The organism is Oricola indica, from assembly GCF_965227485.1.
In the GTDB taxonomy this organism is placed as follows: domain Bacteria; phylum Pseudomonadota; class Alphaproteobacteria; order Rhizobiales; family Rhizobiaceae; genus Oricola; species Oricola indica.
The window spans coordinates 4,362,811-4,376,474 of the sequence record NZ_OZ245747.1 but is presented as its reverse complement, the minus strand read 5'-3'; the positions used below and the strand labels follow the sequence as shown (position 1 = coordinate 4,376,474).

Here is a 13,664-nt window from a genome sequence, read left to right as displayed (position 1 = left end):
CGCATCCAGCGTCAAGATATATTGAATCAATCCCAGTCTCCCGCTGTCGCCTGTATCACCGCGAGCGCGGCGACGGCGGCGGTGTCGGCACGCAGGATGCGCGGGCCGAGCGGAATCGCCGTCACAAAGGGCAGGGCATGCAGCTGCTCGCGTTCCAAGTCCGAAAAACCGCCCTCCGGCCCGATAAGAACGCCAAGCGGCGCGTCGGGAATGCCTTGCAGGATCGCCAGCGGATTGTTCGTCGCGGCGTCCTCGTCGCAGAAGATCAGCCGGCGCTCCGGGTCCCAGTCCGCGAGGAGGCGGCCCAGCTTCTGCGGCTCGCGGCAGTCGGGGATCGACAGGATGCCGCATTGCTCGGCGGCCTCGCGCGCATTGGCGGCCATGCGCTCGACATTGATCTTCGGCACCTGGGTGTGGTGCGTCATCACCGGCTGCAGCACGCCCGCGCCCATCTCGACGGCCTTCTGGACCATGTAGTCGAGCCGACCCGATTTCAGCGGCGCGAAACAGTAGACGAGACCGGACGGTTCGGGCTGCGGGCGCACCTGTTCGGCGAGATCGAGCGCCGCCTGTTTCTTGCCGGGCTGGCGCAGGGTTGCGCGCCATTCGCCGTCGCGTCCGTTGAAGACCAGCAGTTCTGCGCCTTCGGACAGGCGCAGGACGTTGAGAAGATAGTTCGACTGTGCCTTGTCGGGCTCGACGGCGGTGCCCGCGGCGAGCGGAGCGTCAATGAAAAGGCGTTGCATTCGGTAGTTGGCGCGCATGGCGAAGGCATGGCCCGGCAGGCCCGAAAGGTCAATCGTCGCGCGCCGTTGGATGCAGCACCGGGCTGTAGCCGGCGCCGAGCGCCGCGACGGTCGAGGGCGGCGTCAGGAGAGACAGGCCTGAACGTGGCGGCCGAATCGGCGGACCATAGCCGTCGAACGACCAGCGCCGTGCCTTGCCCCCGGCGAGCAGGAAAGCATCACCGCCATCGGTGATCATCGCACCGTCCGGGAGCGATTCGGCGGGGACCGACAACTCATGCAGACGTTTGGCGCGGCCGTCGAGCCGCTCGGCGTGCAGCATGGCGTCGATATTGACGGCCTTCGGCGCATCCCCGCCATTGCCTGCGGCCCACGTCGCCTGAAAGCGAAGCGCGTCGGCGCGGCGGCAATAGAAACAGGGGCGGTGCCCGGCGGCCAGCGCGGTCGCCTCATCAAGGAAGAACAGTTCGGTCCATCCCTCACGCCCGTTCGGTCCGTTGAACCCCATCACGTCGCGGCGGATCTCGCGAAAATCGCACAGGCAGCAAATCCACGCCTTGTTCGTCCAGCGTCGGCGCGGATGAAGCGTGCGGGTGGTGGCGTCATGCAGGATGCCGCGATTGCCCGTGAAGAGCCCGCGCGCGGGGTGCGCGACGATCTCGCCGAAGGGCGTGACACGATTTTGCAGCGGCATGAGGCGGCCCTTAACCGTTCGTTTTTTCCTTTGTGAAATTTTTATGGAACGTAGAAAAGCCTATGGCGTTTTCCCAACGTAATCCCTATAGGCAGTCACGTGCGGTTCTGATGTGTGACGGACAGCACTGATCCTATCCGACCGGCATGGTTACATGCCCCCAGGAAAATTATACTTTCAGGAGTTCGACATGTCCGTCCGCGCTGCATTCCTGTCGGCGGCCACGCTGCTTGCAATCTCTTTCTGGGGCCTCGCGGTCTATACGGACGGAGCGCTTGCCGGCAAGGTTCCGAGCGATGGCTACGGCGTTTCGATGGGCGAACTCGTTTCCGTCAACTGACGCCATCCTCCGCAAAATTTCGATTCTTTTTACGCCCGTTTCGCAATCCGCGGACCGGGCGATGTCTTTTCCTCGCGCCGCGTTGCGGCTATGACCGTGCGAACATCCAGGCTGGAGACACGCACGCATGACCCTCGACAAGGTTACCGACATCTACGATCTGCAGAAGATCGCGCGCAGGCGCGTGCCGCGCATGTTCTATGACTACGCGGATTCCGGTGCCTGGACCGAATCGACCTATCGCGACAACACCGACGCGTTCGAAAAGATCAAACTGCGCCAGCGTGTTGCGCGCAACATCGACAACCGCTCGGTATCGACCACCATGATCGGTCATGATGTTTCGATCCCGACCGCGCTCGCGCCGGTGGGCATGACCGGCATGCAGCATCCGGACGGCGAAATCCACGCCGCGCGCGCCGCCGAGAAATTCGGCGTGCCCTTTACCCTGTCGACCATGAGCATCTGCTCCATCGAGGAAGTCGCCAAGGCGACGTCGAAGCCGTTCTGGTTCCAGCTCTACGTGATGCGCGACCGCGGTTTCGCCGCCGATCTGATCGGCCGTGCGAAGGCGGCGGGCTGCTCCGCGCTGGTACTGACGCTTGACCTGCAGATTCTCGCCCAGCGCCACAAGGACGTGAAGAACGGCCTGTCGGCGCCGCCCAAGCCCACCATCGCGAACCTGATCAATCTGGCTTTCAAGCCGGCCTGGTGCCTTGGCATGCTGCAAACGCAGAATCGCAGCTTCGGCAACATCGTCGGCCATGTGAAGGGCGTCGAGGACATGTCCTCGCTCGGCGACTGGACCAACAGCCAGTTCGACCCGACACTCGACTGGGAATCGGTCGAGTGGATCAAGAAGCACTGGGACGGCAAGCTGATCCTGAAAGGCGTCAACGACGTCGAGGACGCGAAGATCGCCGCCAAGCTGGGCGCCGATGCGATCATCGTGTCGAACCACGGCGGACGCCAGCTCGACGGCGCGGCGGCGACCATCGACATGCTGCCGCCGATCGTCGACGCGGTCGGCGACCAGATCGAAATCCATCTCGATTCGGGCATTCGGTCGGGCCAGGACATCTTCAAGGCAATCGCGCTCGGCGCGAAGTCGACCTTTATCGGCCGCGCTTTCGTCTATGGCCTCGGCGCTGCCGGCGAGGCCGGCGTGACCAAGGCGCTCCAGTTGCTGAAGAAGGAACTCGACCTGACCATGGCGCTGGCCGGTGAGACCGACATCAACGAAGTTGGCTATCAGAACCTGCTGACGCCGCCGGCGACCGCCCGCAAGGTCTTCGTACCGAAAGCCAAGCCGGAAGCGAAAGCACCGGCAAAGCCGAGCGCCAAGCCAGCAGCGGCCAAGCCGGCTGCCGCCAAGTCGAAAACCGCCGCGGCCGCGAAAACGACCGCGAAACGGACAACCGCGCGGCGCAAACCGGCGAGCAAGAAAACCGAGAGCTAGTCCGCCCCCTGCAGTCGCTGTGCGCGGCGGAGGCGGGAGACCGTTTCGCGGGATTTCGCGCGCTCGGCTTCGAGGCTGTATTTCTCGACGAATTCCATGTGCGCCTCCGCCGCCCGTTTCGCGGCGGCGGCATCGCCGGCCATGATGGCGTCATGCACGGCGCGATGCTGTTTGAGCAGTTCGTCGCGCGCACCCGGCAGGCCGTAGACGAGGGCGCGCGAGAAGAACACGCCGTTCGCGAGCACGCGATAGCAGGACCGCAGCGCGTGCATCAAAAGCAGGTTATGCGCGCTCTCGCAGATCGCGTTGTGGAACTCGATGTCGATCTCGGCTTCTTCGCGCGTATCGTCATCGGCGTGGGCGGCTTCCATGCGTCTCATGATGTCGGCCAGCAGCGCCTTGTCGTGTTCGGTCGCGCGTTCGGCCGCATAGGCGGCGGCGATGCCCTCCACGTCGCGGCGATATTCGAGATAGTCATGTGTCGCCTTGGGGTGGCGCGCGATCAGTTCGAGCATCACCGGAGAGAAGACGTCGCCGATGACGTCGGCGACGAATGTGCCGCCGCCGTGGCGGGTGACGACGAGGCCACGCATTTCCAGTTGCTTGATCGCTTCGCGCAGGACCGGGCGGGAGACGTCGAACCGGCGCGACAATTCGCGTTCTCCCGGCAGCTTGTCGCCGACGCGGAGCACCCCTTCGAGCACGAGCGTTTCGATCTGGGCGCAGACTTCGTCAGCCGTGCGCACGTGATCGATCGGCGAATAAAAGCCCTCGGACATTCTCTGCGCTCCTCAACGGCCACCAAAGTAGCGGGGGTGGGGCTAATTGGTCAATTTTCTTGTCCAATCCGCGTGAGCAACGTGCGGACTTGCATGTCTGGCATGCGTCATGACAATCGCGGGGCGGCAAATGGCGAGGCGACGATGGGTTTCACGCAAAGGCTGGCGGCATGGATGGAACCGCGCTGGGTTCGCCATGCGCGCGAGGATTTCGACCGGAATCCCGCCGAGGGCTGGATCGGTATCGACGCCTGGACCGGGGCCATCTTTACAGGCGCACTCAAGGACCAGCTTCCCCCGAAACACCGGCTTCGGTCCGGCCGGTGGCGCGCCATCGGACGGGTCGACGGGTTGGATGACGTGCTGTTCATGGCGCGCGACGGACGCGTCGCATGGGTGCACATGACGTGGCAGAAGGAAACCGACGCCCGCTGGCCGGAATCGCAGATTTTCAACTCGCTCAACGAAGCGCGACCGGGCCTGAAGGATTATGTCGCTGCCAGATATCCCGATGAATGAGCCGCGGAACGCGCGGCAAGTCCCGGGTGCGGCCATTGCGTCAGTATCATTCGCAAGTTCTCGCGTTATAGTCGGATCGATTTTGTCACGGCTTGCTTATGAACGACCCCACCATGCCTTCCTCCACACCTGAAAGAGACGATGTAACGCAGCGAGTCGAACGGCGCGGTGCATTCGGTTTTCCGCTGCATGTGAACCGTTCCGCCGCGCTCGGGGAAATCCACTCCCGCCCCGCACCGTCGGTCTCCGCGCCGCGCGCGCTGGTCAAGCTGTGTTTCATGACCGAGGGCGGCTCCACCGTCGATCATGCCGTTTTGTCGGAATTGTCACGGCGGCACGGCGCAGCGCCGCCCGAAAAATCGGCGCGCCACCACACGATCGTGACCGGAAACGGCACGCTGCAATGGGAGCGCCATACCGAGGCCTCGACCTATCTGTGGCAGGGACCTCTGCCCGCGGAATTCGGCGCGCAGCTCATGGGGCATCCCTTTGGAGAGGAGTTTCCCGCGCCGGGAACGCTGATCGCCGGGGTGCGCATGGAAATCCGCGAGCATTCGCAGCCGTCGCTGGATCTGATCGCCCATTTCGACCAGGCGACGATCTGCTGTTCCTCCGTGGAGGGCGGGCTGGCGACCGTTGTCACCGATTTCTGGCAGGATGCCTCCGGGCTGACGCGGATTCTGGTTCTCGACAAGGGCATGACGCCGCAGCGCACGGGCGCGCTCGCGCAACGGCTGTTCGACATCGAAATCTATCGAACGCTGGCCATGCTCGGCCTGCCGCTGGCGCAGCGGCTTTCGCCGCGCATGCGCAAGGCGGAGGATCAACTTGCCGCCCTGACCGATCGCATGCGCTCGGTCGAGGCCGGGGACGCGGAACCGCTGCTCGACGACATCACGTCGCTCGCTGCCGACCTCGAGGCCGACGCCGCGTCGAGCCTCTACCGTTTCGGCGCCAGCCGCGCCTATGACGAAATCGTGCAAGACCGGCTTGATGCGCTCTCCGAGGAGCCGGTGACCGGTTTCGAGACCTGGCGAGGATTTCTCGGCCGCCGTATCGCGCCGGCCATGCGAACATGCCGTTCCGTCGAGGATCGGCTGGCCAACCTGTCACTCAAGCTGGCGCGCGCCGCCACGCTGCTGCGCACCAAGGTCGACGTGGCGGTGGAAAAGCAGAACCGCGACCTGCTGCATTCGATGAACACGCGCGCAAAGCTGCAATTGCGTTTGCAACAGACCGTGGAGGGGCTGTCTGTCGCCGCCGTGTCCTATTACGTCGTTGGGCTGATCGGCTATGTGGCGAAGGGCGCGGGCGCGGAGCGTTTCGGCCTGAAGGATTCGACCGTGACGGCGATGGCCGTGCCGATCGTGTTGATTGTCATCTGGCTTCTCGTCCGCCGAATCCGCCGCTCCCACAGCGACGGATCGCACTGACGCAGCCGAAAATCTACCGGGCGACCGAAAGACGCGCCGGTTCCGTTTCGCCGGCGGCGTGTTCCAGTCCGGCGTCCCAATAGGGCACGCCGCCATAGAGATCGGCCAGATAGTCGATGAACAGGCGCACCTTGACCGGCAGGAACTGCCGGGTCGGGTAGATCGCATGGATGGCGATGCTTCGCGATCCCTCGTAATCCGTACAGATTTGCACCAGTTCGCCGCTGGCGAGTTCCGGGCCGACATCCCATGTCGAGCGCAACCCGATGCCGATGCCGGCCAGGACGGCTTCGCGCACGACCTCCGACGAATTGGTGCTGAGCGCGCCATTCGGGCGGATGGAGACCGGACCCTCGGGCCCTTCCAGCCGCCATGCCTCTCCGGCGAGATGGGTCAGGCAGTTGTGATCTTCGAGATCGCTCAGCGTTTGCGGCGTGCCGCGGCGCTCCAGATATTTCGGCGACGCGCACAGCACCCGCCGCACCGGCGCGATCTTGCGTGCGACGAGGCTGGAATCGGCCAGTTCGGCGATGCGGATCGCGACGTCATACCCTTCGCCGACGATATCGACGAAGGAATCCGACAGGACGAGATTGATCGAGAGGTCGCTGTTGGCTTCCATGAATGCGCCGAGATGCGGCGCGATATGCATCCGGCCGAAGGAAGTCGGCGCCGAAACCTTCAGCGTCCCGCGTGCGGTGGCCGATCGGCGCGCGACAAATGCTTCTGCTTCCTCGACGCCGGCGAGGATCGCCACGACGCGCTCGTAATAGCCCTGGCCGGCCTCCGTCAGCGCGATCTGCCGGGTCGTACGCTGAAGCAGCCGCGTCCCGAGCCTGTCTTCCAGCCGGCGAAGCCGTTTCGAGACGACGGCGGGTGACAGGCCGAGTTCGCGCCCGGCTGCCGACATGCTGCCCGCCGACACAACCCGGGCAAAGATTTCAAGATCGCCGAAATTGCTCATTTTGTTATCGTTTTCCGTCTGACTGTCCCGCCACATTACCTAACGGCAGGTACTCATTTAGCCGCATTTTGAGGTAAATGGGAAGGTATTTTTTCCATTTTGTGAGGGGGCCTTACGATCCAGGTCGCGAACTGGATCAAAAGAAGGCTCTATTTAGGCAAAGGGTTACGTAGATGAAAGTCGTGCGACGCGGATTTTTGTTACCGAATTGTTGCTTTCTGGCGCTTGTTCTGTAGCGTAACCTCGTCTTCGAGCGTTCAAGCTCGCACATGGGAGGAGACAACATGTTCAAGAAACTGCTGCTGGCAGGCGCCGCCTGCCTTCTCACTGCCGGTTTGGCAACAGCCGAACCGGTTCGCCTCAAGATGGCGTCGACCTATCCGTCGAGCCTGACCCAGCTCGGAACTCTCGGCAAGCTTCTGGAGGAGAATGTCACCGAGGCTTCCGGCGGCGATGTGCAGTTGAAGTTCTTCGAACCGGGCGCGCTGGTGCCCGCGCTCGAGGTGTTCGATGCCGTCAAGAACGGTTCCGTCGACGCGGCGTGGTCCACGCCGGGTTACTGGCAGGGCAAGGAGCCGTCGCTGGCCCTGTTCGCGGCCGTTCCGTTCGGTCCGTCGGCTGGCGAGTTCCTGGCATGGCTGCTCTATGACGGCGGCGAAGCCAGGATGCAGGAAGTCTATGCCAAGCATAACATCCACTCCATCATCTGCGCGGTCATCGCGCCGGAGGCGTCGGGCTGGTTCCGTGAAGAGATCACCTCTCTCGACCAGTTGCAGGGCAAGAAGATGCGCTTCTTCGGCCTCGGCGCGAAGGTCATGCAGAAGCTCGGCGTCGACACGCAGCTTCTCGCGGGCGCCGACATCTACCCGGCGCTCGAGCGCGGCACGATCGACGCGACCGAGTTCTCGATGCCGGCCATCGACCTCAATCTCGGCTTCTACCAGGTTGCCAAGCATTACTACTTCCCGGGCTGGCACCAGCAGTCGACCATGTTCGAACTGATGATCAACATGGACAAGTGGAACGCCATGAGCGCGTCGCAGCAGAAGCTGATCACGACCACCTGCCGCGCCAACATCGCGCTCGGTCTCGCCGAGGGTGAGGCCATCCAGGGCAAGGCGCTTGCCGAGCTCAAGGAAAAGGGCGTGCAGATCCACCGCTGGCCGCAGGAAATCCTCGACACGCTCGAGGTGACCTGGAACGAGGTCGCCGCGGAACAGGCCGCGGCCGATCCCACCTTCAAGGAAACCTGGGAATCGCTCCAGGCCTTCCGTGCCGAATATGCGGTCTGGGCCGAACTCGGCTACCTGAAATAGGCGGCATCGCCTGACGACAGGGATCGGCGCCTTTCCGGCGCCGGTTCCCGCCAGCCGGCGGCCACGAACGGCCGTTGGCGATCAGGTCCGCGACGGGGAGGCCGGAACACCTGTTCCGGGATGTCGCGGCATCGGGAGGAAACAATTCATGCAATCGCTATTGGGCGTCAGCGCGGCCATAGACAAGATGCTTGCCTTTTTCGGCAAGGTCGGCGCCTGGGCCGGCTTCCTTTTGATCTTCGCCGTCTGCATCGACGTGGTCACACGCTATTTCGGTGTGCCGAAACCGTTCGGCTGGAACTCGACGCAGCTGCAGGAATCCGAATACTGGCTGCATACTTTCCTCTTCGCGCTGATGATCGGCTACGCCTACACGCGGCAGGCCCATGTCCGTATCGACCTCGTGCGCGAAAACTTTCCGATCAAGGTGAAATATCTTGTCGAGATGGTCGGTATCACCATCTTCCTGTTCACCTATTCGCTGCTCGGTGCCTGGTACACCTACAAATACGCGCTGTCCTCCTTCCTCGAACACGAGATGTCCAAGTCGACGATCGGCCTGTCCAACATCTGGATCGTCAAGTCGGCGCTCGTCCTGATGTTCATCCTGATGGGGTTCGCCGCCATATCGCAATTCATCAAGGCGCTTGCCGGGTTCCGGGGCGTTTTGCCCAAGGAGATGATCGCCGAAACGCTGGGGAGTGAGGGCTGATGGAGTGGCTCGGTCCCTACCTGCCGGCACTGATGTTCGCCTCGCTGGCGATCTTCCTGTTTTCCGGCTTTCCCGTCGCCTTCGTTCTCGGCGGCATCGGTCTCGGCTTCGGCTTCATCGCCTACTGGATCGACCCCTGGCTGTTCGATCTCGCGCAGTTCGGAGCCTTGCCGTCTCGCATTTTCGGCGCGATCGCCGAGAACCTGATCCTGACCGCCATTCCCATGTTCATCTTCATGGGAACGATGCTCGAGAAATCAGGCGTCGCGCGCGACCTGCTGAACTGCCTGCAGGTGCTGCTGCGCCGCGTTCCCGGCGGTCTCGCGCTGGCCGTGACCCTGATGGGCACAATCCTCGCCGCGACGACGGGTATCATCGGCGCATCGGTCGTGATGATGAGCCTGCTGGCCCTGCCGGTCATGATCCAGCGCGGCTACGCGCAGACGCTGTCGACCGGCACGATTGCCGCGTCGGGCACGCTCGGCATTCTCATCCCGCCGTCGATCATGCTCGTGATCATGGCCGACCTGCTGTCGCGGTCCGTCGGCAATCTCTTCGTCGCGGCCGTGATCCCGGGCTTCATGCTGTCCTTCATGTATGTGATCTACATCGTCGTGGTGTCGATGCTGAAGCCGCAGCTCGCGCCGAAATTGCCGCCCGAGCTGGGGCCGCGATCGGCGGGCGCCTATGTGCTGATGCTCGCGCGGTCCTTCCTGCCACCTGTCTTCCTGATCTTCTGCGTGCTCGGGTCCATTCTCGGCGGTTTCGCCACGCCGACCGAGGCCGCCGGTGTCGGCGCCATCGGTTCGGTGATCCTCGCTTTCATCAATCTCGTGCTGCTTCCGGCGCTCAAGATCCCCGAATTCCATTTCGAGGGTGAGGCGAAGGCCGATCTCGACGACCACGCGACGGGGCAGGGGTCCGGCGCCGATCTCGCGCATTTCTGGGGCGTGCTGAAGGATGTCGTCGTTCGCACCGGCCTGACAAACGCCATGCTGTTCGGCATCTTCGTCGGCGCGACGCTGTTCTCCTACATGTTCCGCGCGCTGGGCGGCGAGGCGCAGGTGGACAATTTCATCGAGCATCTCGGTCTTGGCCCCTGGGGCCTGCTGTTCATGCTGATGGCGATCGTCTTCGTGCTCGGCTTCTTCCTCGACTGGATCGAGATCACGCTGATCGTGCTGCCGGTCTTCGCGCCGGTCGTCGCCGGACTCGATTTCGGCGATCACGTCATGCGCAGCGAGGTCACCTACTGGTTCGCGATCCTGCTAGCCGTGAACCTGCAGACCTCATTCCTGACGCCGCCTTTCGGGTTTGCGCTGTTCTACATGAAGGCGGTGGCCCCGCCGGAGATCAAGATCCAGAAGATCTATCTCGGGATCATTCCCTTCGTGCTGATCCAGCTACTGGCGCTCGCGCTCGTCGTGCTGTTCCCGGAACTGGCGCTCTGGCTGCCGCGGCAGGTCTTCGGCTAGCGCACCGCGCCGGCATCTTTTCCGGGACGGCGAAACTGCTTCTTGCCGGAGGGGCGGTTTCGCATCCGCCGGTCGTGTTGCGCGTCGGAATGCCAAGTGGTAAGTTATTTTTACCACTTGGCACCGAGTGACTGTCGGGAGGACTGCATGAACCAGATCCGCTTTCTCGAACCGCGCGCCGACGTCGTCGCCCGGCGCGACGAGATTCGTGCCGGCCTTGCCGACCTGGTCCCGGCTGATTGTCTGGTCACCGAGGAGCGCGAGCTCGTGCCCTTCGAGACCGACGCCTTTACCGCCTACAGGCGCGTGCCGCTCGCCGTGGTCCTGCCTGAAACGACGGAGCAGGTAGCCGCCGTCATGAAATATTGCTCGGAACGCGGCGTTCCCGTCATTCCGCGCGGGGCCGGCACATCGCTTTCCGGCGGTGCCATCCCGCAGGAGGATGCGGTGGTGGTCGGCGTGTCCAAGATGACGCGCATTCTGGAAGTCGATTTCGAGAACCGCACGGCGCGTGTTCAGGCCGGCGTCACCAATCTGCGCATTTCCGACGAGGTATCCGCCGACGGCTTCTTCTACGCGCCGGACCCGTCCTCGCAGCTGGCCTGCACGATCGCCGGCAATATCGGCATGAATTCCGGTGGCGCGCATTGCCTGAAATACGGGGTGACCACGAACAATCTGCTCGGCGTGAAGATGGTGCTGCATGACGGCACGATCGTCGAACTCGGCGGCAAGGCGCTCGACGCGGAAGGCTACGACCTGCTCGGCCTGGTCTGCGGCTCGGAAGGGCAGCTCGGTATTATCACCGATGCGGTGGTGCGCCTGATCGCCAAGCCGGAGGGCGCGCGACCGGTTCTGTTCGGCTTTGATTCTTCGGAGGTCGCCGGCGCATGCGTCGCCGATATCATTGCCGCCGGGATCATTCCGGTGGCCATCGAATTCATGGACAAGGAGGCCATCGACATCTGCGAAGCCTTCGCCCATGCGGGTTATCCGATGGATGTCGAGGCGCTGCTGATCGTCGAGGTCGAAGGGTCCGATGACGAGATGGATGCGATGCTTGCCCGGATCATCGAGATCGCGCGCAGGCACAATGTGAAGCGCGTCAAGGAAAGCCAGTCCGCGCTCGAAGCCGCCCAGATTTGGAAGGGCCGCAAATCCGCCTTCGGCGCGACGGGCCGCATCGCCGATTATATCTGCATGGACGGCACGGTGCCGCTCGGCCAGCTGTCCCACGTGCTTCGGGAGACGTCGAATATCATCGAGAAATTCGGCCTGCGAGTCGCCAATGTGTTCCATGCCGGCGACGGCAACATGCACCCGCTGATCCTTTATAACGTCAACGATCCGGCCGAGGCGGAAAAGGCGGAGGCCGCGGGGATGGAAATCCTCAAGCTCTGCGTCGATGCGGGCGGATGCCTGACGGGGGAACACGGCGTCGGCATCGAGAAGCGGGACCTGATGCTGCACCAGTTCTCCGAAACCGACCTCAACCAGCAGATGCGCGTGCGCGCCGCCTTCGATCCGGGCTGGATGCTCAATCCGTCGAAGGTCTTCCCGCTCGATCTCGCGATGCGCAAGGCGGTATGATGATGACCAATGAGGTGCTGACACCGGCTTCGGAGGACGAAGCCGCCGAGATCATCCGCGAGACGGCGGCGAAAGGCGGAACGCTGGAAATCGCCGGCGGTGCCACGAAACGCGGCATCGGCCAGCCCTTCGAGGCCGACCGGACGCTGTCGATGGCGAAGCTCTCCGGAATCACGGAATACAACCCGGCCGAACTCGTGCTGACGGCGAAAGCCGGGACGCCGGTCGCCGAAATCGAGGCGGCGCTGGCCGAAGCGGGCCAGATGATGGCGTTCGAACCGGGCGACTGGCGCGGGCTGACCGGCGCGAACGGCGTGCCGACCATCGGCGCGGTTGCCGCCGCCAACATCTCGGGTCCGCGGCGGATTTCCGCCGGTGCGGCGCGCGACGGGCTGCTTGGCGTGCGTTTCGTCAACGGCTCGGGCGAGGTGATCAGGAATGGCGGCCGGGTGATGAAGAATGTCACCGGTCTCGATCTCGTCAAGCTGATGGCCGGAAGCTGGGGCACGCTGGGGTTGCTGACGGAAGTGTCCTTCAAGGTGCTGCCACGCACGGAGACCGAGGCGACGCTGGTCATCCATGGCGCAACCGACAGCGACGGCGCGAATCTGATGGCCGCGGCCCTCCAGACGAGCGCCGAAGTGTCCGGCGCGGCGCATGCGCCTGAAACCGTCGCGAAGCGGCTGGGCGTCGGTGCGGGCTCGGCCACGCTGCTGAGGCTGGAGGGGTTCGCCGATTCTGTCGCGGCACGGCTGGACAGGCTGCGGGCGGCTCTGCCGGGAGGCGCGGACGCCGATGAATTGCCGGAGGCCCAATCCCGGCCGCTCTGGGCGCAAATTCGCGATGTCGCGCCATTTGCCGGATCGGTCTCGCCGCTCTGGAGAATTTCGGTCGCGCCGATGGCGGGCCACGACGTCGCGGCGATCGTCCTGCGGGATGTCGACGGAGAGGCCTTTTTCGACTGGCAGGGCGGGCTTGTCTGGCTGCAATTGGCCGATGAAAGCAACGCCAGCGCCGAGCGGGTGCGCGCCGCGGTGGCGAAATGCGGCGGCGGTCATGCGACGCTGGTGCGCGCCCCGGAAGCAGTCCGACGCTCGGTGCCGGTATTCCAGCCGCAAGCCGCACCGGTTGCCGCGCTCTCGGAACGGGTGCGTGCGGCGCTCGATCCGGCAGGCGTTTTCAATCCGGGAAGAATGGTGTTCCATGGTGGCCGCAAGGCTGCATGAACCAAAACCGGAGAGAGCATCATGACCGACCCCCAGACCCCGCCACCCATCACGCCGCGCCAGACCGACGGATGGCTTGAGCCCGGCCCGCAGAACGCGCTGGTCATCTACATTCTCTATCTCGTCGGCTTCGTGATCGGCATCACGGCGATCGTCGGCATCGTCATGGCCTATCTGAATCGCAACAAGGCAGGCGGATTCGTTGAATCCCACTACACGTGGCAGATCCGCACCTTCTGGATCGCGCTTCTCGCGTCTCTGGTTTCGGCGCTTCTTTTCATCATCGGCATCGGCTTCATCCTGATGTTTGCCGTGGCGGTGTGGGTCATCATCCGCGTCGTCAAGGGCCTGATGGCGCTCAACAAGAACGAACCGATCGCCGATCCCCAGTCCTGGTGGATCTGACGAACC

13 protein-coding genes and 1 pseudogene are annotated in these 13,664 nt (G+C 63.7%); 10 read left to right on the top strand and 4 right to left on the bottom strand.

Going from position 1 to position 13,664, the window contains the following annotated elements; all coding sequences use genetic code 11:
- Positions 1-26 precede the first annotated feature (26 nt).
- Entirely contained in the window at positions 27-764 is a 738-nt protein-coding gene (locus tag ACQK2M_RS21695) for a 16S rRNA (uracil(1498)-N(3))-methyltransferase (protein ID WP_425419525.1), read from the bottom strand.
- 31 nt (positions 765-795) lie between these two features.
- A complete protein-coding gene (locus ACQK2M_RS21690; protein ID WP_425419524.1) occupies positions 796-1,440 on the bottom strand; it encodes a hypothetical protein in 645 nt (214 codons plus the stop codon).
- Between the two features lie 190 nt (positions 1,441-1,630).
- Here ACQK2M_RS21690 and ACQK2M_RS21685 point away from each other — a divergent pair, with 190 nt between their 5' ends.
- Positions 1,631-1,780 carry a hypothetical protein gene (locus ACQK2M_RS21685; RefSeq protein WP_223476294.1) on the top strand — a complete coding sequence of 50 codons (150 nt, stop codon included), beginning with the start codon at positions 1,631-1,633 and terminating at the stop codon, positions 1,778-1,780.
- A gap of 127 nt (positions 1,781-1,907) precedes the next feature.
- A pseudogene (locus tag ACQK2M_RS21680) lies at positions 1,908-3,041 on the top strand (alpha-hydroxy acid oxidase); the annotation flags it as partial.
- 194 nt (positions 3,042-3,235) lie between these two features.
- On the opposite strand, the gene ACQK2M_RS21675 reads toward ACQK2M_RS21680, so the two are convergent.
- Positions 3,236-4,018 carry a FadR/GntR family transcriptional regulator gene (locus ACQK2M_RS21675; protein ID WP_425419523.1) on the bottom strand — a complete coding sequence of 261 codons (783 nt, stop codon included), beginning with the start codon at positions 4,016-4,018 and terminating at the stop codon, positions 3,236-3,238.
- Positions 4,019-4,111: 93 nt separating this feature from the next.
- Here ACQK2M_RS21675 and ACQK2M_RS21670 point away from each other — a divergent pair, with 93 nt between their 5' ends.
- Together ACQK2M_RS21670 and ACQK2M_RS21665 are read left to right on the top strand one after the other, a co-directional pair.
- Positions 4,112-4,537 carry a hypothetical protein gene (locus ACQK2M_RS21670; RefSeq protein WP_425419522.1) on the top strand — a complete coding sequence of 142 codons (426 nt, stop codon included), beginning with the start codon at positions 4,112-4,114 and terminating at the stop codon, positions 4,535-4,537.
- A gap of 98 nt (positions 4,538-4,635) precedes the next feature.
- Entirely contained in the window at positions 4,636-5,970 is a 1,335-nt protein-coding gene (locus ACQK2M_RS21665) for a DUF3422 family protein (protein WP_425419521.1), read from the top strand.
- A gap of 13 nt (positions 5,971-5,983) precedes the next feature.
- Here ACQK2M_RS21665 and ACQK2M_RS21660 read toward each other — a convergent pair whose 3' ends face one another.
- On the bottom strand, positions 5,984-6,934 hold the full coding sequence (locus ACQK2M_RS21660) for a LysR family transcriptional regulator (protein WP_425419520.1): 951 nt from the start codon (positions 6,932-6,934) through the stop codon (positions 5,984-5,986).
- A 284-nt stretch (positions 6,935-7,218) separates the two neighbouring features.
- On the opposite strand from ACQK2M_RS21660, the gene ACQK2M_RS21655 reads away from it, so the two are divergent.
- The 6 genes from ACQK2M_RS21655 (at position 7,219) to ACQK2M_RS21630 (ending at position 13,658) form a co-directional block, all read left to right on the top strand.
- Positions 7,219-8,250 (top strand): TRAP transporter substrate-binding protein, encoded by a 1,032-nt coding sequence (locus ACQK2M_RS21655; RefSeq protein WP_223476289.1) that lies wholly within the window; start codon positions 7,219-7,221, stop codon positions 8,248-8,250.
- Between the two features lie 148 nt (positions 8,251-8,398).
- Complete coding sequence (locus tag ACQK2M_RS21650) at positions 8,399-8,962, top strand: TRAP transporter small permease subunit (RefSeq protein WP_425419519.1); 564 nt, start codon at positions 8,399-8,401, stop codon at positions 8,960-8,962.
- Positions 8,962-10,437 (top strand): TRAP transporter large permease, encoded by a 1,476-nt coding sequence (locus ACQK2M_RS21645; protein ID WP_223476287.1) that lies wholly within the window; start codon positions 8,962-8,964, stop codon positions 10,435-10,437. Before ACQK2M_RS21650 ends, ACQK2M_RS21645 begins: the two co-directional genes overlap by 1 nt.
- Positions 10,438-10,584: 147 nt before the next feature.
- The gene (locus tag ACQK2M_RS21640; RefSeq protein WP_425419518.1) at positions 10,585-12,027 is read left to right on the top strand and encodes an FAD-linked oxidase C-terminal domain-containing protein; all 1,443 of its coding nucleotides are present in this window, start codon (positions 10,585-10,587) and stop codon (positions 12,025-12,027) included.
- Positions 12,028-12,029: 2 nt separating this feature from the next.
- Positions 12,030-13,253 carry a glycolate oxidase subunit GlcE gene (glcE, locus tag ACQK2M_RS21635; protein WP_425419517.1) on the top strand — a complete coding sequence of 408 codons (1,224 nt, stop codon included), beginning with the start codon at positions 12,030-12,032 and terminating at the stop codon, positions 13,251-13,253.
- Between the two features lie 21 nt (positions 13,254-13,274).
- On the top strand, positions 13,275-13,658 hold the full coding sequence (locus ACQK2M_RS21630) for a DUF4870 family protein (protein ID WP_223476285.1): 384 nt from the start codon (positions 13,275-13,277) through the stop codon (positions 13,656-13,658).
- Positions 13,659-13,664 lie beyond the last annotated feature (6 nt).

Excerpts from the sequence above, each read along its gene's own strand:
- ACQK2M_RS21695 (WP_425419525.1), bottom strand. The coding sequence starts at position 764 with ATGCGCGCCAACTACCGAATGCAACGCCTTTTCATTGACGCTCCGCTC.
- ACQK2M_RS21690 (WP_425419524.1), bottom strand. The coding sequence starts at position 1,440 with ATGCCGCTGCAAAATCGTGTCACGCCCTTCGGCGAGATCGTCGCGCAC.
- ACQK2M_RS21685 (WP_223476294.1), top strand. The coding sequence starts at position 1,631 with ATGTCCGTCCGCGCTGCATTCCTGTCGGCGGCCACGCTGCTTGCAATC.
- ACQK2M_RS21675 (WP_425419523.1), bottom strand. The coding sequence starts at position 4,018 with ATGTCCGAGGGCTTTTATTCGCCGATCGATCACGTGCGCACGGCTGAC.
- ACQK2M_RS21670 (WP_425419522.1), top strand. The coding sequence starts at position 4,112 with ATGTCTGGCATGCGTCATGACAATCGCGGGGCGGCAAATGGCGAGGCG.
- ACQK2M_RS21665 (WP_425419521.1), top strand. The coding sequence starts at position 4,636 with ATGAACGACCCCACCATGCCTTCCTCCACACCTGAAAGAGACGATGTA.
- ACQK2M_RS21660 (WP_425419520.1), bottom strand. The coding sequence starts at position 6,934 with ATGAGCAATTTCGGCGATCTTGAAATCTTTGCCCGGGTTGTGTCGGCG.
- ACQK2M_RS21655 (WP_223476289.1), top strand. The coding sequence starts at position 7,219 with ATGTTCAAGAAACTGCTGCTGGCAGGCGCCGCCTGCCTTCTCACTGCC.
- ACQK2M_RS21650 (WP_425419519.1), top strand. The coding sequence starts at position 8,399 with ATGCAATCGCTATTGGGCGTCAGCGCGGCCATAGACAAGATGCTTGCC.
- ACQK2M_RS21645 (WP_223476287.1), top strand. The coding sequence starts at position 8,962 with ATGGAGTGGCTCGGTCCCTACCTGCCGGCACTGATGTTCGCCTCGCTG.
- ACQK2M_RS21640 (WP_425419518.1), top strand. The coding sequence starts at position 10,585 with ATGAACCAGATCCGCTTTCTCGAACCGCGCGCCGACGTCGTCGCCCGG.
- glcE (WP_425419517.1), top strand. The coding sequence starts at position 12,030 with ATGACCAATGAGGTGCTGACACCGGCTTCGGAGGACGAAGCCGCCGAG.
- ACQK2M_RS21630 (WP_223476285.1), top strand. The coding sequence starts at position 13,275 with ATGACCGACCCCCAGACCCCGCCACCCATCACGCCGCGCCAGACCGAC.